The following is a 19,909-nucleotide window of genomic DNA, read 5'->3' on the forward strand; positions in this document are numbered from 1 at the left end:
ACCCTTTTATTTTACGGCCTCACCTTTAGTTTTTGCGATTACCTGCTCAGCAATGTTATTTGGTACCTGCTCATAGTGATCGAAGGTCAGTGTTGCTGCTGCACGTCCGGATGTAATGGTACGCAGGTCCGTTACATACCCAAACAGTTCAGAAAGCGGCACATTGGCTCTGATCACCTGTGCATTGCCTTTGCCTTCCATACCCTTCATGATACCGCGGCGACGGTTCAGGTCACCTGTTACAGGACCGGTGTACTCGTCTGGCGTTACCACCTCTACGGACATGATCGGCTCCAGAATGATGGGCTTACATTTCTTTGCTGCTTCCTTGTACCCAAGGCGTGCAGCCATTTCAAATGACAGCGCATCGGAGTCTACATCGTGGTATGATCCGTGGAACAGACGAACTTTCATCTGCTCAATGGGGAAGCCGGCCAGCGGACCATTTTTCATGGCACCTTCAAAGCCTTTCTGAATAGCCGGGATGAATTCTTTTGGAATTACACCACCCACTACGGCATTCACAAACTGCAGACCGTTCTTGACAGTTTTAGGATCGGCATCTGCATCGATTGGGCCCATTTCGAACACAATATCTGCAAATTTACCTTTACCACCCGTTTGCTTCTTGTATACCTCTTTGTGCTCGGTATTAGCTGTGATAGCTTCTTTGTAGGCTACCTGAGGAGCACCCTGGTTGATCTCTACCTTGAACTCACGACGCATACGGTCAATGATAATCTCAAGGTGAAGCTCGCCCATTCCTCTGAGGATGGTCTGACCCGTTTCATGGTCAGTATGCACCTGTAGGGTTGGATCTTCTTCGATCAGTTTGGCAATGGCCATACCCAGCTTATCCACATCGGCCTGTTTCTTAGGCTCGATGGCATACCCAATTACGGGCTCTGGGAATACCATGGATTCAAGTACGATCTTGTTCTTCTCATCACAGAGGGTATCCCCTGTTTTGATATCCTTAAAGCCTACTACCGCCCCAATGTCACCAGCGCCCAGACGCTCGATCTGGTTTTGCTTGTTGGCGTGCATCTGGAAGATACGGGAGATACGCTCTTTGCTTTCCGAACGGCTGTTGTACACGTATGAGCCAGACTCCAATACACCAGAATAGGCGCGGATGAAGCACAGACGTCCTACATAGGGGTCGGTTGCAATTTTGAATGCCAGTGCTGCGAAAGGCTCAGACTCACTTGGCTTACGTGCCACTTCGGCACCGGTATCAGGATGCGTTCCTTTGATGCTTTCTTTATCAAGCGGAGACGGACACAGGGCCATTACATAGTCCAGCATGGTCTGTACCCCTTTGTTCTTGAAGGAAGAACCACACAGCATGGGCACAATGGCCATGTCGATGGTTGCGGCACGAAGGGCAGCCAGGATCTCATCTTCGGTGATCGAGTTTGGATCCTCGAAGTATTTTTCCATCAGCGTCTCGTCATACTCGGCCACTGCTTCCAGCAGTTTCTCCCGGTACTCCTGCGCTTCTTCCATCATATCGTCCGGAATGGGCACTTCGGTAAAGGTCATGCCTTTATCTTCCTCATTCCAGATAATGCCGCGGAAGTTTACCAGGTCTACTACGCCTTTGAAATTTTCTTCAGCACCAATGGGAAGCTGCAGGGGTACTGCATTGCTGCCCAGCATTTCTTTAACCTGCTTGCAAACACCAAGGAAATCGGCGCCTGAACGGTCCATTTTGTTTACGAAACCAATACGGGCCACATTGTAGTTGTTGGCCAGTCGCCAGTTTGTTTCTGACTGCGGCTCTACCCCATCAACGGCGCTAAACAAGAATACCAGACCATCCAGTACCCGCAGTGAACGGTTTACCTCTACGGTAAAGTCCACGTGGCCCGGAGTGTCAATGATGTTGATGTGGTACTTTTGGTTTCTGTAGTTCCAGTTTACAGTTGTAGCAGCTGAGGTAATGGTAATGCCCCGCTCCTGCTCCTGCTCCATCCAGTCCATGGTGGCAGCACCATCATGAACCTCACCAATCTTGTGGCTTACACCCGCATAATACAGAATACGCTCCGTAGTGGTCGTTTTACCTGCATCAATGTGAGCGGCAATGCCTATATTTCTAGTATATTTTAAATCGCGTGCCATTTTTTAGAATCTAAAGTGCGAGAATGCTTTGTTCGCCTCAGCCATACGGTGAGTATCGTCTTTCTTCTTGATAGCAGCACCTTCACCCTTAGATGCAGAAATGATTTCTCCAGCCAGTTTCTCCATCATGGTTTTTTCACCACGATTACGGGCATAGGAAATGAGCCACTTGATCCCCAGCGAAGTTTTGCGTTCAGGTCGCACCTCCATAGGCACCTGGAATGTTGCACCACCCACACGACGGCTTTTCACCTCTACGCTTGGCATAACATTGTTCAGTGCCTTACGCCAGGTTTCGAGACCATTCTCGCCAGTCTTAGTTTCTACCAGCGCCACGGCGTTGTAGAAAATGTCATAGGCAATACTCTTCTTACCGTCTACCATCATGTAGTTCACAAATTTGGATACCATGGTATCGCCAAATTTGGGATCCGGCAGAATATATCTCTTTTTAGGCTTACTTTTTCTCATTGTCTTTTATACTCTGTGATTAGCTTTTCGCTTTCGGTCTTTTTGCACCGTATTTAGAGCGAGCCTGCAGACGACCGTTTACGCCGGCTGTATCCAGGGCACCCCTGATGATGTGATAACGTACACCCGGAAGGTCCTTTACACGACCACCGCGGATCAGCACGATGGAGTGCTCCTGCAGGTTGTGTCCCTCGCCTGGAATGTATGCGTTTACCTCTTTACCGTTGGTAAGGCGTACACGCGCTACTTTACGCATGGCTGAGTTAGGCTTCTTTGGTGTAGTGGTGTACACGCGGGTACACACGCCACGACGCTGTGGACAAGAATCCAGCGCCGGAGATTTTGATTTTGAGGTCAGTTTCTTTCTGCCCTTTCTTACTAATTGCTGAATAGTAGGCATCTAATTACCTTGTTTAGCTACTTCTCCTATTGGATTTTCGGACTGCAAAACTATAAAAATAGTACACACATTCCAAACGGATGTGTGTACTATTTTAAATCTACTGATTTTGAGGCACTATGCTTCGCCTATGGTACCAAAGTTGATGGGGAACCGAACCTGCTCCTCATCTGCCTGCTTGATATCGCCAAAGCTGTTTTCATACTTCTGAATGTTGTCATTCAGGGCCTGCAGCAGCCGCTTGGCATGCTCGGGTGTTAAGATCACCCGTGCTTTTACCTTAGCTTTTGGTACCCCGGGCATAAGCCGGATAAAATCGATTACAAACTCCGAGTTGGAGTGGGCCACCATGGCCAGATTGGAATATACCCCCTCAGCAATGTCTTCGGTCAGCTCAATATTGATCTGATGCGACTTTGCCGGTTTTTTAGGATCCTGATCTGCCATAGATTGTCTTATCTCGATTCCAGTTGACGTTCATGGGCAACGGCAGGCGCTTCTTCCTGAGTTGCTTTCACACGCTCATATTCTTCTTCTGAGTACACCAGCACGCGGTTGAACTCGCGCATGCCAGTACCGGCCGGGATCAGGTGACCTACGATCACGTTTTCTTTCAGGCCCATCAGGTAATCGGCCTTACCACGGATCGAAGCCTCGCTCAGTACTTTGGTGGTCTCCTGGAAGGAGGCTGCTGAGATAAAGCTTTCGGTACCAAGTGAGGCTTGTGTGATACCCTGCAGGGTTGGCTGCGATACGGCAGGCTGTGCATCCCGCACTTCTACCAGCTTCTGGTCATTGCGCTTTAACTTGGAGTTCTCTTCCCGCAGGCGGCGTGCATTAAGGATCATGCCGGGTCGTACGCTGGTTGAATCGCCAGCATCTACCACTACTTTCATGTCCAGAATGCCGTCATTCTCTTCAAAGAACGCAAAGCGGTCTACCAGTTGGTTTGGCAGGAAGCTGGTATCCCCCGGATCCACTACATATACTTTCTGCATCATCTGGCGTACGATCACTTCAATGTGCTTGTCGTTGATCTTTACACCCTGCAGGCGGTATACTTCCTGAATCTCATTTACCAGGTACTCCTGTACTGCGGTGGGTCCTTTGATGTTCAGGATATCGGCAGGCGTAACGGCTCCGTCAGACAGCGGAATGCCAGCACGCACAAAGTCATTGTCCTGAACCAGAATGTGCTTGGACAGGGGCACCAGGTAGCGTTTCTTCACGCCGTCTTTCGATTCGATGAAGATCTCGCGGTTACCACGCTTGATGGAACCATACGTTACTACCCCATCAATCTCAGACACTACCGCCGGGTTAGACGGGTTACGGGCTTCAAAGAGTTCCGTTACCCGTGGCAGACCACCGGTAATGTCGCGCGATTTACCCATGGTACGGGGTATTTTGGCCAGTACCTGTCCTTTTTCACTTTATCGCCCTGGTCTACCACCAGGTGAGCACCTACAGGAATGTTGTATCCCTTGGTTGTATCGGCATTGCCGGTATTTACAACGATGGCCGGGTTCTTGGCTTTGTCTTTCGTTTCCACGATCACTTTTTCACGGTGACCGGTTTGTTCGTCAGACTCCTCGCGGTAGGTAATGCCTTCTTCGATGGCGTCGAATTCAATCTTACCATCCAGCTCAGACATGATCACCGCATTGTAGGGATCCCAGAAGCAGATCTGATCGCCTTTGGCCACCTTGGCACCGTCTTTCACGGCCAGGAAGGCGCCATAGGGCACGTGGTTTGAAATCAGTACCTTGCCTGATTTCTCGTCCACGATCTGAATCTCACCGGAACGGCCCATTACCACGGTAATGTTCTCGCCTTCATCGTTGGTGGTATTGATGGTGCGCAGCTCTTCAAAGCGGATGGTACCATCAAATTTGGCCCGGATCTGGGCTTCTACTGCAATGTTAGAGGCCGTACCACCTACGTGGAAGGTACGAAGCGTAAGCTGTGTACCCGGCTCACCGATAGACTGGGCAGCAATCACCCCTACAGCCTCGCCACGCTGTACCATACGGCCGGAGGCCAGGTTGCGTCCGTAGCACTTGGCGCAAATACCCTGACGGGTTTCGCAGGTAAGGGCAGAGCGAATCTCTACTTCCTCAACAGCCGTCTCATCAATGCGGGCAGCAAGTTCTTCTGTAACTTCCTGTCCGGCTTCTACGATCAGCTCGTCTGTAATAGGGTCATATACATCATGTACGGTTACACGGCCCAGGATACGCTCGCTTAGGGGTTCAACGATATCTTCGTTGTCTTTCAGCGCTGTTACGGTAATGCCCCGCAGGGTACCGCAGTCAGGCTCATTCACCACTACGTCCTGCGCTACGTCTACCAGACGGCGGGTCAGGTAACCGGCATCCGCCGTTTTAAGGGCGGTATCGGCCAAACCTTTACGGGCACCGTGGGTAGAGATAAAGTACTCGATTACGTCCAGACCTTCTTTAAAGTTAGAAAGAATGGGGTTTTCGATAATCTCACCAACAGAACCCTGCAGGTTTTTCTGTGGCTTGGCCATCAGACCCCGCATACCCCCCAGCTGACGAATCTGCTCTCTGGAACCACGGGCGCCGGAGTGCATCATCATAAAGATGGAGTTGAAGCCCTGGCGGTCATCTTCCATCTGCTGCATCAGGCGGGCGGTCAGTTGCGAGTTCACCCGGGTCCAGATGTCAATTACCTGGTTGTAACGTTCGTTATCGGTAATCAGACCCATCAGGTAGTTGTTCCATACGGTGTCAACTTCCTCTTTGGCCTGATCGATCATCAGGTCCTTATTCTCAGGCACCAGGATGTCGCCCAGCCCCATGGACAGACCACCACGGTACGCACTCTGGAAACCAAGTTCCTTGATGTCGTCCAGGAAGTGGGCCGTGCGAGCCATACCAACTACCTTAAATACCTGCGATATGATCTGCTGCAGTTTTTTCTTGGTCAGCAGCTCATCTACATAGCCCACCTCTTCCGGCACGTGCTGGTTGAACAGGACCCGACCGGCTACGGTCTCGATCATTTTCTCTTCCAGCTCGCCGGTCTCCGGGTTACGCACCTTGGTTTTCACAAAGATGTAGGCATGCTTGCTCAGGCGTTTCTCATTCAGCGCAATGATCACTTCTTCTGCTGAATAGAAGCGCATGCCCTCCCCTTTCTCAGGGTTTCCTTCAGTACCGCGGCGACCTTTGGTCACATAGTACAGACCCAACACCATGTCCTGAGACGGTACCGCAATGGGGGCGCCGTTGGCAGGGTTCAGGATGTTGTGCGAGGCCAGCATCAGGATAGAGGCTTCCAGAATAGCCTCGTGCCCCAGGGGCACGTGTACCGCCATCTGGTCACCGTCAAAGTCAGCGTTAAAGGCTGTACACACAAGGGGGTGCAGCTGAATCGCTTTCCCTTCGATCAGTTTGGGCTGGAAGGCCTGAATACCCAGACGGTGAAGGGTTGGGGCCCGGTTGAGGAGCACAGGGTGGCCCTTCAGCACGTTCTCCAGAATATCCCACACCACCGGATCTTTGCGGTCTACTATTTTCTTGGCTGATTTTACGGTCTTTACGATGCCGCGCTCAATCAGCTTGCGAATAATAAAGGGTTTGAAAAGCTCGGCTGCCATGTTCTTGGGCAGACCGCACTCATGCAGCTTCAGCTCGGGACCTACCACAATTACCGAACGACCGGAGTAGTCTACCCGCTTACCCAGAAGGTTCTGGCGGAAACGACCCTGCTTGCCTTTCAGCATGTCGGACAGCGACTTCAGCGCACGGTTTCCGTCGGAACGTACCGCGTTTACCTTACGGCTGTTGTCGAAGAGCGAGTCTACCGCTTCCTGCAGCATCCGCTTTTCGTTCCGCAGAATTACCTCAGGGGCCTTGATATCGATCAGGCGCTTGAGGCGGTTGTTGCGGATGATTACGCGGCGGTACAGGTCATTGAGATCAGAGGTGGCAAAGCGGCCACCATCCAGGGGTACCAGCGGACGAAGCTCCGGTGGAATTACCGGTACCATTTTGATCACCATCCACTCAGGGCGGTTCTCGATACGGGTATTGGCATCGCGGAAGGCCTCTACAACTTTCAGGCGCTTGAGGGCCTCGGCTTTCCGCTGTTGCGAAGAGTCGGTAGCGGCCTGGTGGCGCAGATCGTACGAGAGTTCATCCAGCTGGGTACGAGACAGCAGCATTTCCAGCGCTTCAGCACCCATTTTGGCGATGAACTTCATCGGGTCGCTGTCGTCCAGCATCTGGTTTTCCCGGGGCAGCTTGTCGATGATGTCCAGGTACTCATCCTCAGTGAGGAAGTCCATGGTATTTACGCCATCTTCTGCCTTGATACCGGGCTGAATTACTACATAGCGTTCGTAGTAAATAACCTGATCCAGCTTTTTGGTGGGCAGGCCCAGCAGGTAGCCAATTTTATTGGGAAGCGAACGGAAGTACCAGATATGGGCTACCGGAACTACCAGTTCAATGTGGCCCATGCGCTCCCGACGCACTTTTTTCTCGGTCACCTCTACGCCACAGCGGTCGCAGATAATGCCTTTATAACGTATACGCTTGTATTTACCGCAATGACATTCCCAATCCTTTACCGGACCGAAGATACGCTCGCAGAAAAGACCACCCATCTCCGGCTTGTAGGTCCGGTAGTTGATGGTTTCTGGTTGCGTTACTTCACCATGGGAGCTCTCCAGAATAGATTCCGGTGAGGCCAGGCTGATGGTAACTTTTGAGAAGTCTATGTTAAGCTTTTTATTTTTTCGAAATGCCATACCGATGATTATTGAATCGTTGTTTAGCGGCCTGTATAGGCGTGATCGACGCGCGTAAGTTCCTAAAGGGGGCTATCAGGCCCCCCTTTAGTACTTATAGGTTAGTCCATCGTAATTTCAAGTGCAAGGCCACGAAGCTCGTGTACCAGTACATTGAAGGACTCCGGAATATTAGGACGTGGCATATTCTCGCCTTTTACAATGGCTTCGTATGCTTTGGCACGGCCTACAACGTCGTCTGATTTTACCGTCAGGATCTCCTGCAGGATGTTGGCTGCACCGAAAGCTTCCAGTGCCCACACCTCCATCTCTCCAAAACGCTGACCACCAAACTGGGCTTTACCACCCAGCGGCTGCTGCGTAATGAGCGAGTATGGTCCGATAGAACGGGCGTGCATCTTGTCATCCACCAGGTGACCCAGTTTCAGCATGTAGATAACCCCTACGGTTACTGGCTGGTCGAACATTTCGCCTGTACGGCCATCCATCAGGTAGGCACGGCCGTATTCCGGAACATTGGCGGCTTTGAGCTCGGCAGCTACCTCTTCCATGGAAGCTCCATCGAAGATAGGCGTAGCATATTTGCGGCCCAGTTCCAGACCTGCCCAACCCAGTACGGTTTCGTAGATCTGGCCAATGTTCATCCGCGAAGGTACCCCCAGCGGGTTCAGTACAATGTCCATTGGGGTGCCGTCTGGCAGGAATGGCATGTCTTCGGCCCGCACGATCTTGGCTACTACCCCTTTGTTACCGTGGCGACCAGCCATTTTGTCTCCCACCTTCAGCTTGCGCTTCTTGGCAATGTAGACTTTGGCCAGCTGTACGATACCGGCAGGCAGCTCATCTCCTACTTCCAGCGTAAAGCGGTTACGCTTGAAGTGGGCGGTGATCTCGTTGCGGCGGCGGTTATAGTTCTTCACCAGTTGCTGAACCAGTCCGTTGGTGTGCTGGTCTTCTGTCCAGGCTTCCAGGTTCAGGTCGGCAATCATGTTTACTTCTTCCGGCACGGCATAGGTGCTCTCATCCCGGTAGATGTTCTTCTCTGGGAAGAGGTTGTTCTCAATGTTCTGACGGCCGAATTTCACGCCTTTCGACATTACTTCGTCGCCAAAACGGTGGCGGATGCCCTGAGAGGTTTTGCCATCCAGCAGCTGCACCAGCTTGTTGATCATTTTGGCACGCAGGCCAAGCAGGTCTTTGCTGTAGCGGGCTTTCAGGTTGTCTACCTCCTTCTTGGCACGGGCCCGAGAGTCCTTATCCCGCTTGGGGCGAGAGAACAGCTTGGTCTCGATGACCACACCGGTCAGCGATGGGGGCGCTTTCATGGAGGCATCCTTCACATCACCGGCTTTGTCACCAAAGATGGCGCGCAGCAGTTTTTCTTCCGGTGTAGGATCGGTCTCCCCTTTCGGAGTGATCTTACCAATCAGGATATCCCCTTCCCGTACTTCGGCTCCAATGCGGATAATGCCATTCTCATCCAGGTTGCGTACGGCTTCTTCACTTACGTTTGGAATTTCAGAGGTCAGTTCTTCTTCACCACGCTTGGTGTCCCGAACTTCCATCTCAAATTCTTCTACGTGGATAGAGGTGAAGATATCTTCCCGTACTACCCGCTCAGAGATTACAATGGCATCCTCAAAGTTGTACCCCTGCCATGGCATGAAGGCCACGCGCATGTTGCGGCCCAGGGCCAGCTCTCCCCCTTCGGTTGCATAGCCCTCGCACAGAATCTGTCCTTTGGTAACCCGCTCGCCTTTGTATACCATTGGCTTGAGGTTAATGCAGGTGTCCTGGTTGGTGCGGCGGAACTTGGTAAGGGTATGGGTGATGATATCATCGTTAAAGGCTACCAGTTTCTGCTCATCGGTTTTATCGTAGCGGATCTGAATCTGGGTAGAATCTACAAATACGACCTCCCCATCATCTTCGGCTACAATCAGGGCCCGTGAGTCAGCGGCTACACGGCCTTCCAGACCGGTGCCCACAATGGGGGCCTCGGGCCGAAGCAGCGGTACCGCCTGGCGTTGCATGTTTGATCCCATCAGGGCACGGTTGGCATCGTCATGCTCCAGGAATGGAATCAGCGAGGCGGCAACCGATACAATCTGGTTGGGGGCAATGTCCATATAGCTCAGCTGATCTGGCTCCAGCACAGGGAAGTCCCCTTCGTAGCGTGCTTTTACCCGATCATTGATGTATTTCCCCTGATCATCGATAGGCGCATTGGCCTGGGCGATGTTATGGGTATCTTCTTCTTCGGCTGTGAGGAACACCACATCTTTACTAACAACCCCTTCCTTCACCTTGCGGTAAGGGGTTTCGATAAAGCCCATGTGGTTTACCTTTGCATGTACACACAGTGACGAGATCAGACCAATGTTTGGTCCCTCAGGCGTTTCAATGGTGCACAGGCGGCCGTAGTGCGTATAGTGTACGTCCCGTACCTCAAAGCCGGCACGCTCGCGGCTCAGACCGCCAGGTCCCAGGGCCGACATACGACGCTTGTGCGTTACCTCGGCAAGGGGGTTGGTCTGGTCCATGAACTGGCTCAGCTGGTTGGTACCAAAGAAGCTATTGATCACAGAAGACAGTGTACGGGCGTTGATCAGGTCAACGGGTTTAAAGTCTTCGTTATCGCGCACGTTCATCCGCTCCTTGATGGTGCGGCTCATACGGGCAAGGCCTACACCAAACTGGGCATAGAGCTGCTCCCCTACGGTACGTACCCGGCGGTTGCTCAGGTGGTCAATATCGTCCACCACAGCGCGCGAGTTGATCAGCGTAATCAGGTACTTCACGATGCTGATGATGTCTTCAGTCGTCAGTACCTTCACATCGGCTTCGATGTTCAGACCAAGTTTTTTGTTGATCCGGTAGCGGCCTACTTCACCCAGGTCATACCGCTTATCCGAGAAGAACAGGCTGTGAATGATATCACGGGCGGTCTGCTCATCGGGCGCCTCGGTGTTCCGAAGCTGGCGGTAGATCTGCTCTACGGCTTCCTTCTCAGAGTTAGAGTTATCTTTCTGAAGGGTGTTGTAGATAATGGTGTAGTCGTTCACATTCACATCTTCCCGGTGCAGGATGATGGAATCGGCACCTGAATCCAGTATGGTTTCAATGTCGTCCTGGGTGATGAGCGAGTCACGCTCAAGAAGTACCTCGTTCCGGTCAATGGACACCACCTCACCGGTATCTTCATCTACGAAGTCTTCCGTCCAGGTACGCAGCACCCGGGCAGCCAGGCGGCGGCCCACAACCTTCTTCAGGTTCGTTTTGTTATTCTGTACCTCTTCGCTCAGGCCAAAGAGGTCAAGGATTTGTTTATCTGTACCGTATCCGATAGCACGCAACAGGGTTGTTACCGGGAATTTCTTCTTCCGGTCGATGTAGGCATACATCACGTTGTTAACGTCTGTTGCAAACTCTATCCAGGAACCTTTAAAGGGGATAATCCTGGCCGAGTAAAGCTTGGTACCGTTGGTGTGCTTGCTTTGGGCAAAGAACACGCCGGGTGAGCGGTGCAGCTGCGATACAATAACACGTTCAGCTCCATTGATCACAAAGGAGCCTTTTTCGGTCATGTAGGGGATATTGCCAAGGAAAACTTCCTGCTCGATGGTTTCGAAATCTTCGTTTTCCTCGTCGTTGCAGCGCAGGCGCAATTTGGCCTTAAGCGGAACGGAATAGGTAAGCCCGCGATCGATACACTCCTCCACAGTGTACTTAGGCGGATCAAGCATGTAATCAACAAACTCCAGCACGAAATTTTCGCGGGAGTCTGAAATGGGAAAATTCTCCATAAACACCTTGTACAAGCCTTCTTGCGTACGCTTGTCGGCAGGTGTTTCCAATTGAAGAAAGTCCATGTACGACTGTAGTTGCACATCCAGAAAGTCTGGATAGTCAAGTACCGTCTTAATGGAGGCAAAATTTATCCGTTCGTTGTTTTTTGTATTTGCCAAGACTGTTGAACTTTTAGTACCCAAAATAAACCGGCTATTGGTAAGAACTGAGGCCTGAAAAGATTAGTTCATGCTAGCTCTATCAGGAACAGGTACAAACAGGAAAAGACCTGACTTATCGTCAGGCCTAATAATGTAGGTCGGACCGTATTAACAGGTCCATGTGATTACTTCAGTTCTACTTCAGCTCCGGCTTCTTCAAGTTGTTTTTTCAGGCCTTCAGCTTCGTCTTTACCGATGCCTTCTTTGATTGCTTTAGGAGCGTTGTCAACTACGTCTTTCGCCTCTTTCAGACCAAGACCAGTCAGTTCTTTCACAAGTTTAACTACTGCAAGTTTCGCTGCACCAGCTGACTTCAGAATTACGTCGAACTCAGTTTTCTCTGCAGGAGCGGCGGCTTCAGCACCACCACCAGCTGCGGCTGCGGGAGCGGCGGCAGCAGCAGGCTCAATACCGTACTCGTCCTTAAGAATAGTTGCCAACTCGTTAACTTCTTTAACGGTTAGATTAACTAGCTGCTCTGCAAACGCTTTAAGATCTGCCATTTTAGATTACCTTTTAAAATTGATTGTTACTACCTGATTATTCTTTTTCGGAAAGGGTTTTAACTACCCCTGCGATAATGTGCTTGCCGCTGTTAAGCGCGCCCAGTACATTTTGTACAGGAGAATTAAGAAGCCCGATGATTTCGCCAATAAGCTCTTGTTTAGACTTAAGCTTGCTTAGCGTATCCAGTTGATCTGCACCTATGAAAAGATCGGAGTCGATGGAAGCGCCCTTAAAGGTGAGTTTCTTACTGTGCTTTTTTTGGAAATCCTGAATCAGCTTGGCCGGCGCGTTGGCGTTCTCCTTAGAGAACAGCACGCCTGAAAAGCCTTTCAGTACTTTTTCGTTCAGCCCTGAGAAATCGGCATCCAGATCCTCCAGCGCTTTGGCGATGAAGGTATTTTTGATTACGCGGTACTCAAGGCCGCTCTGGAAGCAAATACGACGCAGAGCGTTTACTTCCGCTACCGTCATCCCAGTTGCATCGGTGATGTAAAAGTGGGTGTTCGAGCGGAATTTATCTTTTAGATCCTCAAGGATCACTGCTTTTTCTTCTCTGGTCATGATATTACAATCCTGCTAAAGAACTTTTATCTACGGTTATACCTGGGCTCATGGTGCTTGAGATGTGAATGCTCTTCACATAGGTACCTTTGGCTGAAGAAGGCTTCAGACGGGCTATGGTGTTCAGCATTTCTTTCACATTGTCCATGATCTTATCGGGCGTGAAGGACACCTTGCCAATGCTGGCGTGTACGATGCCGTATTTATCCACTTTGAAGTCGATCTTACCCTGCTTCACTTCTTTTACCGCTTTGGCAACGTCCATGGTTACAGTACCCGATTTTGGGTTTGGCATCAGACCGCGTGGTCCCAGTACCCGCCCCAGCTTACCCACCTTGGCCATTACGGTAGGCATGGTAATGATCACATCAATATCGGTCCAGCCACCTTCAATTTTGGAGATGAACTCGTCCAGGCCTACAAAATCGGCGCCGGCTTCTTTGGCTTCGGCTTCTTTATCAGGTGTAACCAGTGCCAGTACGCGCACTTCTTTACCGGTACCATGGGGCAGCGATACTACGCCACGCACCATCTGGTCGGCTTTACGGGGGTCTACACCCAGGCGAACGTCCAGGTCTACAGAGGCATCAAACTTGGTAAAGGTGATTTCTTTTACCAGCTGTGCAGCTTCTTCCAGCGTATACGCTTTTTGGCTATCCAGTTTGCTAAGCGCAGCCTTTTGGTTTTTTGTTAACTTTGCCATACTACTTACGCGTTATCCCAAGGGGCCTGACCTGAAACAGTTATTCCCATACTTCTTGCAGTGCCGGCAACCATGCGCATGGCTGCATTGAGCTCAAATGCGTTGAGGTCGGGCATTTTGGTTTCTGCAATGGTGCGCACCTGATCCCAGGATACACTGCCTACCTTGATCCGGTTAGGCTCAGCGGAACCGCCTTTTTTCTTGATTGCATCCATCAGCAGCACGGCTGCCGGAGGGGTTTTTACAACAAATTCAAAAGACTTGTCAGAATATACGGTAATCACTACCGGTAAAACCTGACCCATTTTGTCTTGGGTTCTTGCATTAAACTGCTTACAGAACTCCATGATGTTAAGGCCCTTGCTACCTAGTGCCGGACCAATTGGAGGTGAGGGGTTGGCCTGGCCACCCTTTACCTGCAGTTTAACGTAACCCGTTACTTCCTTAGCCATCTTGCTATTCTTGTTTTTCTACTTGCATGTAATTTAACTCTACCGGAGTATTGCGGCCGAAGATCTTAACCATAACGTTAAGCTTTTTGCGTTCTTCAAACACTTCTTCGACAGTCCCGGTGAAACCACTGAAGGGGCCATCCATAACTTTGACCGTTTCCCCAACTATGAACGGTGTTTCGAGTTTTTCTCCTGCAACTGCTTCTTCATCTACTTTGCCCAGAATCCGATTGATCTCAGACTGGCGCAAGGGTACAGGGGTCTTTTGCTGGCCTTCACCAGCGCCCAGGAAGCCGATCACCCCCGGAATGCTGTTGATCACATGCAATACCTCGCCATTGCTCAGATCTGCTGAAACGATAACGTAGCCCGGAAAGTAATTACGCTCCCGCACTCGTTTTTTGCCGTTGCGCATCTCATATACTTTCTCTGAGGGGATAAGGACCTGGGGAACTTCTTCCTGCATACCTTGTCTGGAAATCTCATTATCCAGATAGGTCTTGGCTTTTTTCTCCTGCCCACTTACCACCCGCAGCACGTACCATTTTAGTTCGCTCATCTGCCGGACTTTATAGTTTAAAAAGCGTCGTAGAACCAGCCCAGCGCTCCATCGAACGCCAGGTCGATTAACCCAATCACTATGGCGAAGATCAGCGAGGCAACCAGTACCAGCACAGAACTACGTTGTAATTCGCCATATCGAGGCCAGGTTACCTTGTGCTTCATCTCTTCATAAGACTCCTGCACAAATAATTTCAGCTTTTCCATCGCTTTCGGATTTTTGCACGGGTGGTAGGGCTCGAACCTACAACCTACGGTTTTGGAGACCGCCACTCTACCAGTTGAGCTACACCCGTGTGCACCCTTTTCTTCAAAGGGAGTGCAAAGATAAGTAGATAGATAGACAAATAAAAGCGTTCCGAAGTAAATTCGGAACGCCTTCTATTTTCTAACTAATTATTAGTCAAGGATTTCAGTTACCTGACCTGATCCTACGGTACGGCCACCTTCGCGAATCGCAAAGCGCAGACCTTTTTCCATAGCGATCGGCTGGATCAGCTCAACGTCAATTGATACGTTGTCACCAGGCATAACCATTTCCACACCTTCAGCCAGACGAATCTCACCAGTTACGTCCGTAGTACGGAAGTAAAACTGAGGACGGTACTTGGTGAAGAATGGCGTGTGACGACCACCTTCTTCTTTTGAAAGAACGTAGATCTCAGCCTTGAACTTCTTGTGAGGGGTTACTGACTTAGGCTTGCAGATAACCATACCACGACGGATCTGCTCTTTGTCGATACCACGCAGCAGGATACCTACGTTGTCACCGGCTTCACCACGGTCAAGGATCTTGCGGAACATCTCAACACCCGTTACGGTAGAGGTCAGTTTCTCAGCACCCATACCCAGGATCTCAACAGGCTCGCCTGAGTTGATCACACCACGCTCGATACGGCCGGTGGCTACAGTACCACGACCTGTGATCGAGAATACGTCCTCGATAGGCATCAGGAAAGGCTGGTCGGTCAGACGAGTAGGCTCAGGGATGTACTCATCAACAGCGTTCATCAGTTCTTCGATCTTCGCTACCCACTGTGCGTCGCCGTTAAGGCCGCCCAGAGCAGAACCTTTGATAACCGGGATATCGTCGCCAGGGAAGCTGTAGTCGCTCAGCAGTTCGCGTACTTCCATCTCTACCAGCTCAAGCAGCTCCTCGTCATCAACAAGGTCTACTTTGTTCATGAACACTACCAGGGCAGGTACACCTACCTGACGAGACAGCAGGATGTGCTCCCGGGTCTGTGGCATTGGGCCGTCAGTTGCCGCTACTACAAGAATAGCACCGTCCATCTGCGCAGCACCGGTAATCATGTTTTTCACATAGTCGGCGTGGCCTGGGCAGTCAACGTGCGCGTAGTGACGCTTGCTGGTTTCATACTCCACGTGTGAAGTATTGATGGTAATACCACGCTCTTTTTCTTCAGGAGCGTTGTCAATAGACGAGAAGTCGCGCATTTTAGCAAGACCTTTCTCGGCCAGAACTTTAGTGATCGCTGCAGTTAAGGTGGTTTTACCGTGGTCCACGTGGCCGATAGTGCCTATGTTTACGTGGGGCTTCGACCGGTTAAAGGTTTCCTTAGCCATACTTGAAAATCCCTCGGTTTAGTTACGAATGATAGTTGAATAAAAATTACTGGAGCCAAGAAGGGGACTTGAACCCCCGACCTCTCCCTTACCAAGGGAGTGCTCTACCACTGAGCTATCTCGGCGTATACCTAATCAAATTGCTCCGATCAGATACCTTAAACATTTCCTCAGATCCCTTCCGGATCCGATAAGCGAGCGGGAGACGAGGCTCGAACCCGCGACCTATAGCTTGGAAGGCTATCGCTCTACCAACTGAGCTACTCCCGCTTATTGTTCCGCAAACAAAAGCACTTTCTTCTACTTTTTCAAGCAAACCACGTACTTTCACTTGGTGGGGAGAGCAGGATTCGAACCTGCGAAGTCGTAAGACAACGGATTTACAGTCCGTCCCATTTGGCCGCTCTGGAATCTCCCCCAATGGAATTGCCCGGATTCTCTACCCAACCGTTTTGGTAGCTGAGTTTTAAATTCGAGTGTGCAAAATTATATGCTTTTTTATATAAATCAAAACTAGTCCCTAAAAAATTCGCCCTCTCTCCGCTTTAAAAGAAATTTTGATACTCTCTTTTCAATCTGGGGTCCTGCTCCTGCTCGGCAATTTTGCGCAGAAGTGTTTCTCTTTCAGGCAGGCTGGCCTGAATGGCCAGTGCATTGAAGGCCGCCATGCGCACATAATATTTTGCATGGCTGAGGGCTAACTTTTCCAGAAGCTGTGCGCCCTGCACTACCTGCTCCTGAGGAGCAGCCATCAGGTACTGGCCAAAGGTATTCAGAAAGTAGTAGGCGTTAATGCCTTTCTGCCGGGGCAGCTGGCTTACAAACCAGTCGTACCGATTGGTCTGGCCACTGCCTACATAGTATTCGGCAAGGGCAAGGGGTACATCTCCTTCTGTGATGGTCTCTACGCTGCGCAACACCTGATCGATATCCGTGGCATCACTCAGGGCATAGCCATAAACGGCTGCCGTTACCACGGCATAGGAGCGGTCTTCCAGCCCCTTGCGGAAAAGTTCTTTGTAGGCGTTGGGAGCAGAGGCCGCCAGTATGCTCATGGCATCGGCCCGCACCAGCGAGTTTTTATCACTGGCAGCCATTTTGGCAAGCTGGCTGTACACCTGCTGGCTGTCGGCGCCTTCATATTCTTCAAAGGCCGCCAGGGCCGTGCGGCGCATGTAGCTGGAGGTATCGGCCAGTGCTGCTTTCATGAGCTGTAGCGTTTCCGGGCTCCCCTCTTCTGTGAGCTGGGCCAGGGCCTTGTAGCGGCTTATAAAATTCTCGGCCAGGCGGTACTGGTTGCGCAGTTCCTCGGCCGATTTGGTATGGCTGATCTCGGCCAGCAGCTGCTCTTCGGCATCAAAGACTACCAGCTGGGGCTGCTGGCTTGCCGGAAAGCTAAACTCCTGCTGCTGCTTGTCTATCCGGATGGCATAGCGGGTTTTCTGGCCACCGGCCACTACATCCACATACAGGGGAAGTTCATAAAGGGGGGTAGTGGAGAGGTCCTGCTGCTGCTCTACCTGCACTACTACATTCCCTCCCTCCCAGCGGTGGTCTACCTGTAGCACCGGATGGCCACTGGCCAGAAACCACTGGTTAAAGAACCAGTTGAGGTCTTCGCCGGTCACTTCCTCAAAGGCCAGGCGCAGGTCATGCACCTCCACGGGCTGGTACTCATGTTTTTTCAGGAAGCGGTGTAGGGCTGTAAAGAACGCCTCATCTCCTACATATTTGCGCAGCATGTGCAAAATGCGGCTGCCCTTGGCGTAGGTATGGCTATCAAACATGTCTTCCTTATCATCATAATAGAAGCGGATCAGGTCTACCTGCTTTTCGGCGGCTTCCCTGAAATAGGCATCCCCTTCTTTCAGCAGCGTCTCGGCAGCGGCATCCTCTCCCCACTTATACTCCGACCATAGGTATTCGGAATAGGAAGCAAAGGCCTCGTTAAGGGTGAGGTTGGACCAGGATTCTGTTGTCACCAGATCGCCAAACCACTGGTGAAAGAGCTCATGGGCGATGATGTAGTCCCAGTTTTCATCCAGCAGGGAGCGGTCATCTACCTGCAACTCTTCCATAAAAAGGGAGGCGGTGGTGTTTTCCATGGCGCCCGATACATAATCCCGCACCACCACCTGGGCGTATTTGGACCAGGGGTAGGGATAGTCCAGCAGATCGGAGAAGTAGGTGAGCATTTCCGGGGTATTGCCAAAGATGGCTTTGGCGTAGCGCTCGTATTGGGGCTCTACCCAGTACTCTACCGGCAGGCCATTCCAGCTTTCTTCCACCACGGCAAAATCGCCAATGGCCAGCATGAACAGGTAGGGAGCATGAGGTTTGTCCATGCGCCAGTAGTCGGTGCGGGTGCTGTCGTTTACCAGGGAGGATTGTACCAGGATACCGTTGGAGAGGGTCTTGTAGCGGTTGTCTACTGTGATGTAAATTTCCTGGGTGGTTTTCTGGTTGGGGGCGTCAATGGTAGGAAACCATTTTGAGTTAGCCTCGGTCTCTCCCTGTGTCCAGATCTGCCGCGGTTTGCCAGGCTCAGTTCCCAGGGGGTTTATGAAGTAGAGGCCTTTATCGGAGGTGATGGCTTCGCTACCGCCGGCAGGCTGTTCGTTGGGCTTGGCGGTGTATTCAATTTCTACAAAGTACGCTTCATCCCGGCTGTACTCCCTGCCCAGGGCAATGTTGAGCTTGAGGCCATCGTACTCATACTTTAAGGGTTTGTGGCTGCTGCCCTCCAGCAATTGCACACTGTGAATATCAAAGCCTTTGGCATCCAGCACCAGTGTTTGTTGCGGATAAAACCAGGGCCGAAGCTCCAGGGTGGCGGTACCCTTTACATGCTGCTTTTGCCAGTCAAAGGAAACCTGCAGCCGGGTATGCACCAGATCATGCAGGCGGGTAGGCGTTTTCTGATAGTTCTGGAGCCTGGCTTCCAGGCCGGCTGCTTCCTGCGCTGCCGGTGCAGGCAGGTCTATGGGGGGTGGTGCAGTCTCTGGCGATGGGGTAGCCACAGGGGTACTGGTGCGGCAGGAGGCGAATTGAAGCAGCAAAAGTGCTGCTGCCAAAAACTTGCCCGGGGAGCTGTGCAGCATAAAGCTTAAAAATTTTTCTAACTTGAGCCCTACTTTTCAGATATAACCCAATACACATGTATCAGGCCATTGTAAATAACGGAAATGTTTTTCAGATAAGCCAAACCAAAGAAGGCCTCAGCCTGAACGATACTCCCCTGGCATGGGACCTGGCCCCCCTGCCAGGCGGCGGCTTTCACATTCTGGTGGAGGGACGCTCCTACCAGGCCGAGCTGGTAGAGTACCTGCCTGAGGAGAAGGTCTACAGCCTTAAGGTGAATGGCAAAATTCTGCAGGTGAAGGTAAAAGACCGCTACGACCTGCTGCTTGACCAGCTGGGCATGAGCGATCTGGCCAGCAACAAGATCAATCAGGTAAAGGCCCCCATGCCCGGCCTGATCCTGGATATAAAGGTAAGCCCGGGCGATACGGTAAAGAAAGGCGACCCCCTGCTGATTCTGGAGGCCATGAAAATGGAGAATGTTTTAAAAAGTCCGGGTGATGGGCAGGTGCAGTCCATTTTGGTAAAAAAAGGCGAAAGCGTAGAGAAAAATCAGATTCTGATCCAATTTTAAGCCCTTCTTCCGCCGGAATTATCCAAATTCCGGCTCTTTTTTGGGTAGGAAAGGCAGCGGCAGCATGTTATATTTGCGCCGGCATAACCAGCAGC

Annotated in this window: 14 protein-coding genes, 4 tRNA genes and 1 pseudogene; 1 reads left to right on the forward strand and 18 read right to left on the reverse strand. The window is 51.2% G+C overall.

Annotated elements, in window-relative coordinates; translation table 11 throughout:
* Positions 1 to 6: 6 nt before the first annotated feature.
* The 18 genes and pseudogenes from fusA to ADICEAN_RS03855 form a co-directional block, all read right to left on the reverse strand.
* Positions 7 to 2,127, reverse strand: coding sequence for an elongation factor G (gene fusA, locus ADICEAN_RS03770; protein ID WP_009194200.1), 2,121 nt, complete (start codon positions 2,125 to 2,127; stop codon positions 7 to 9).
* Positions 2,128 to 2,130: 3 nt separating this feature from the next.
* Positions 2,131 to 2,598, reverse strand: a complete 468-nt coding sequence (gene rpsG, locus ADICEAN_RS03775) for a 30S ribosomal protein S7 (RefSeq protein WP_009194201.1) — start codon at positions 2,596 to 2,598, stop codon at positions 2,131 to 2,133.
* Between the two features lie 19 nt (positions 2,599 to 2,617).
* Entirely contained in the window at positions 2,618 to 2,998 is a 381-nt protein-coding gene (rpsL, locus tag ADICEAN_RS03780; RefSeq protein ID WP_040396151.1) for a 30S ribosomal protein S12, read from the reverse strand.
* A 117-nt stretch (positions 2,999 to 3,115) separates the two neighbouring features.
* Complete coding sequence (locus ADICEAN_RS03785) at positions 3,116 to 3,445, reverse strand: DUF3467 domain-containing protein (RefSeq protein WP_009194203.1); 330 nt, start codon at positions 3,443 to 3,445, stop codon at positions 3,116 to 3,118.
* Positions 3,446 to 3,453: 8 nt separating this feature from the next.
* Positions 3,454 to 7,778: pseudogene (rpoC, locus tag ADICEAN_RS03790) on the reverse strand (DNA-directed RNA polymerase subunit beta').
* 101 nt (positions 7,779 to 7,879) lie between these two features.
* Positions 7,880 to 11,746, reverse strand: coding sequence for a DNA-directed RNA polymerase subunit beta (gene rpoB / locus ADICEAN_RS03795; protein WP_009194206.1), 3,867 nt, complete (start codon positions 11,744 to 11,746; stop codon positions 7,880 to 7,882).
* A gap of 167 nt (positions 11,747 to 11,913) precedes the next feature.
* Positions 11,914 to 12,291 (reverse strand): 50S ribosomal protein L7/L12, encoded by a 378-nt coding sequence (gene rplL / locus ADICEAN_RS03800; RefSeq protein ID WP_009194207.1) that lies wholly within the window; start codon positions 12,289 to 12,291, stop codon positions 11,914 to 11,916.
* A 37-nt stretch (positions 12,292 to 12,328) separates the two neighbouring features.
* Positions 12,329 to 12,856 (reverse strand): 50S ribosomal protein L10, encoded by a 528-nt coding sequence (gene rplJ, locus ADICEAN_RS03805; RefSeq protein ID WP_009194208.1) that lies wholly within the window; start codon positions 12,854 to 12,856, stop codon positions 12,329 to 12,331.
* Positions 12,857 to 12,860: 4 nt separating this feature from the next.
* On the reverse strand, positions 12,861 to 13,559 hold the full coding sequence (gene rplA, locus ADICEAN_RS03810; RefSeq protein ID WP_009194209.1) for a 50S ribosomal protein L1: 699 nt from the start codon (positions 13,557 to 13,559) through the stop codon (positions 12,861 to 12,863).
* Between the two features lie 5 nt (positions 13,560 to 13,564).
* Positions 13,565 to 14,011, reverse strand: coding sequence for a 50S ribosomal protein L11 (rplK, locus tag ADICEAN_RS03815; protein ID WP_009194210.1), 447 nt, complete (start codon positions 14,009 to 14,011; stop codon positions 13,565 to 13,567).
* 4 nt (positions 14,012 to 14,015) lie between these two features.
* Positions 14,016 to 14,570 carry a transcription termination/antitermination protein NusG gene (nusG, locus tag ADICEAN_RS03820; protein WP_009194211.1) on the reverse strand — a complete coding sequence of 185 codons (555 nt, stop codon included), beginning with the start codon at positions 14,568 to 14,570 and terminating at the stop codon, positions 14,016 to 14,018.
* 17 nt (positions 14,571 to 14,587) lie between these two features.
* The gene (gene secE, locus ADICEAN_RS03825; RefSeq protein WP_009194212.1) at positions 14,588 to 14,779 is read right to left on the reverse strand and encodes a preprotein translocase subunit SecE; all 192 of its coding nucleotides are present in this window, start codon (positions 14,777 to 14,779) and stop codon (positions 14,588 to 14,590) included.
* A gap of 16 nt (positions 14,780 to 14,795) precedes the next feature.
* Positions 14,796 to 14,868, reverse strand: a tRNA-Trp gene (locus ADICEAN_RS03830).
* Positions 14,869 to 14,971: 103 nt separating this feature from the next.
* Entirely contained in the window at positions 14,972 to 16,159 is a 1,188-nt protein-coding gene (gene tuf, locus ADICEAN_RS03835; protein WP_009194213.1) for an elongation factor Tu, read from the reverse strand.
* A 50-nt stretch (positions 16,160 to 16,209) separates the two neighbouring features.
* Positions 16,210 to 16,284: transfer RNA gene (locus tag ADICEAN_RS03840), tRNA-Thr, on the reverse strand.
* A 72-nt stretch (positions 16,285 to 16,356) separates the two neighbouring features.
* A tRNA-Gly gene (locus tag ADICEAN_RS03845) sits at positions 16,357 to 16,429 on the reverse strand.
* A 62-nt stretch (positions 16,430 to 16,491) separates the two neighbouring features.
* A tRNA-Tyr gene (locus ADICEAN_RS03850) sits at positions 16,492 to 16,577 on the reverse strand.
* Between the two features lie 127 nt (positions 16,578 to 16,704).
* Positions 16,705 to 19,260 (reverse strand): M1 family metallopeptidase, encoded by a 2,556-nt coding sequence (locus ADICEAN_RS03855; protein WP_009194214.1) that lies wholly within the window; start codon positions 19,258 to 19,260, stop codon positions 16,705 to 16,707.
* A 56-nt stretch (positions 19,261 to 19,316) separates the two neighbouring features.
* Between ADICEAN_RS03855 and ADICEAN_RS03860 the strand changes: the two genes are divergently transcribed.
* On the forward strand, positions 19,317 to 19,814 hold the full coding sequence (locus ADICEAN_RS03860; RefSeq protein ID WP_009194215.1) for a biotin/lipoyl-containing protein: 498 nt from the start codon (positions 19,317 to 19,319) through the stop codon (positions 19,812 to 19,814).
* Positions 19,815 to 19,909: the final 95 nt, after the last annotated feature.

It is taken from the genome of Cesiribacter andamanensis AMV16, assembly GCF_000348925.1.
Lineage (GTDB): Bacteria > Bacteroidota > Bacteroidia > Cytophagales > Cyclobacteriaceae > Cesiribacter > Cesiribacter andamanensis.

Excerpts from the sequence above, each read along its gene's own strand:
- ADICEAN_RS03855 (WP_009194214.1), bottom strand. The coding sequence starts at position 19,260 with ATGCTGCACAGCTCCCCGGGCAAGTTTTTGGCAGCAGCACTTTTGCTG.
- ADICEAN_RS03860 (WP_009194215.1), top strand. The coding sequence starts at position 19,317 with ATGTATCAGGCCATTGTAAATAACGGAAATGTTTTTCAGATAAGCCAA.
- rpsG (WP_009194201.1), bottom strand. The coding sequence starts at position 2,598 with ATGAGAAAAAGTAAGCCTAAAAAGAGATATATTCTGCCGGATCCCAAA.
- fusA (WP_009194200.1), bottom strand. The coding sequence starts at position 2,127 with ATGGCACGCGATTTAAAATATACTAGAAATATAGGCATTGCCGCTCAC.
- nusG (WP_009194211.1), bottom strand. The coding sequence starts at position 14,570 with ATGAGCGAACTAAAATGGTACGTGCTGCGGGTGGTAAGTGGGCAGGAG.
- rplK (WP_009194210.1), bottom strand. The coding sequence starts at position 14,011 with ATGGCTAAGGAAGTAACGGGTTACGTTAAACTGCAGGTAAAGGGTGGC.
- tuf (WP_009194213.1), bottom strand. The coding sequence starts at position 16,159 with ATGGCTAAGGAAACCTTTAACCGGTCGAAGCCCCACGTAAACATAGGC.
- rplA (WP_009194209.1), bottom strand. The coding sequence starts at position 13,559 with ATGGCAAAGTTAACAAAAAACCAAAAGGCTGCGCTTAGCAAACTGGAT.
- ADICEAN_RS03785 (WP_009194203.1), bottom strand. The coding sequence starts at position 3,445 with ATGGCAGATCAGGATCCTAAAAAACCGGCAAAGTCGCATCAGATCAAT.
- secE (WP_009194212.1), bottom strand. The coding sequence starts at position 14,779 with ATGGAAAAGCTGAAATTATTTGTGCAGGAGTCTTATGAAGAGATGAAG.
- rplJ (WP_009194208.1), bottom strand. The coding sequence starts at position 12,856 with ATGACCAGAGAAGAAAAAGCAGTGATCCTTGAGGATCTAAAAGATAAA.
- rpsL (WP_040396151.1), bottom strand. The coding sequence starts at position 2,998 with ATGCCTACTATTCAGCAATTAGTAAGAAAGGGCAGAAAGAAACTGACC.
- rplL (WP_009194207.1), bottom strand. The coding sequence starts at position 12,291 with ATGGCAGATCTTAAAGCGTTTGCAGAGCAGCTAGTTAATCTAACCGTT.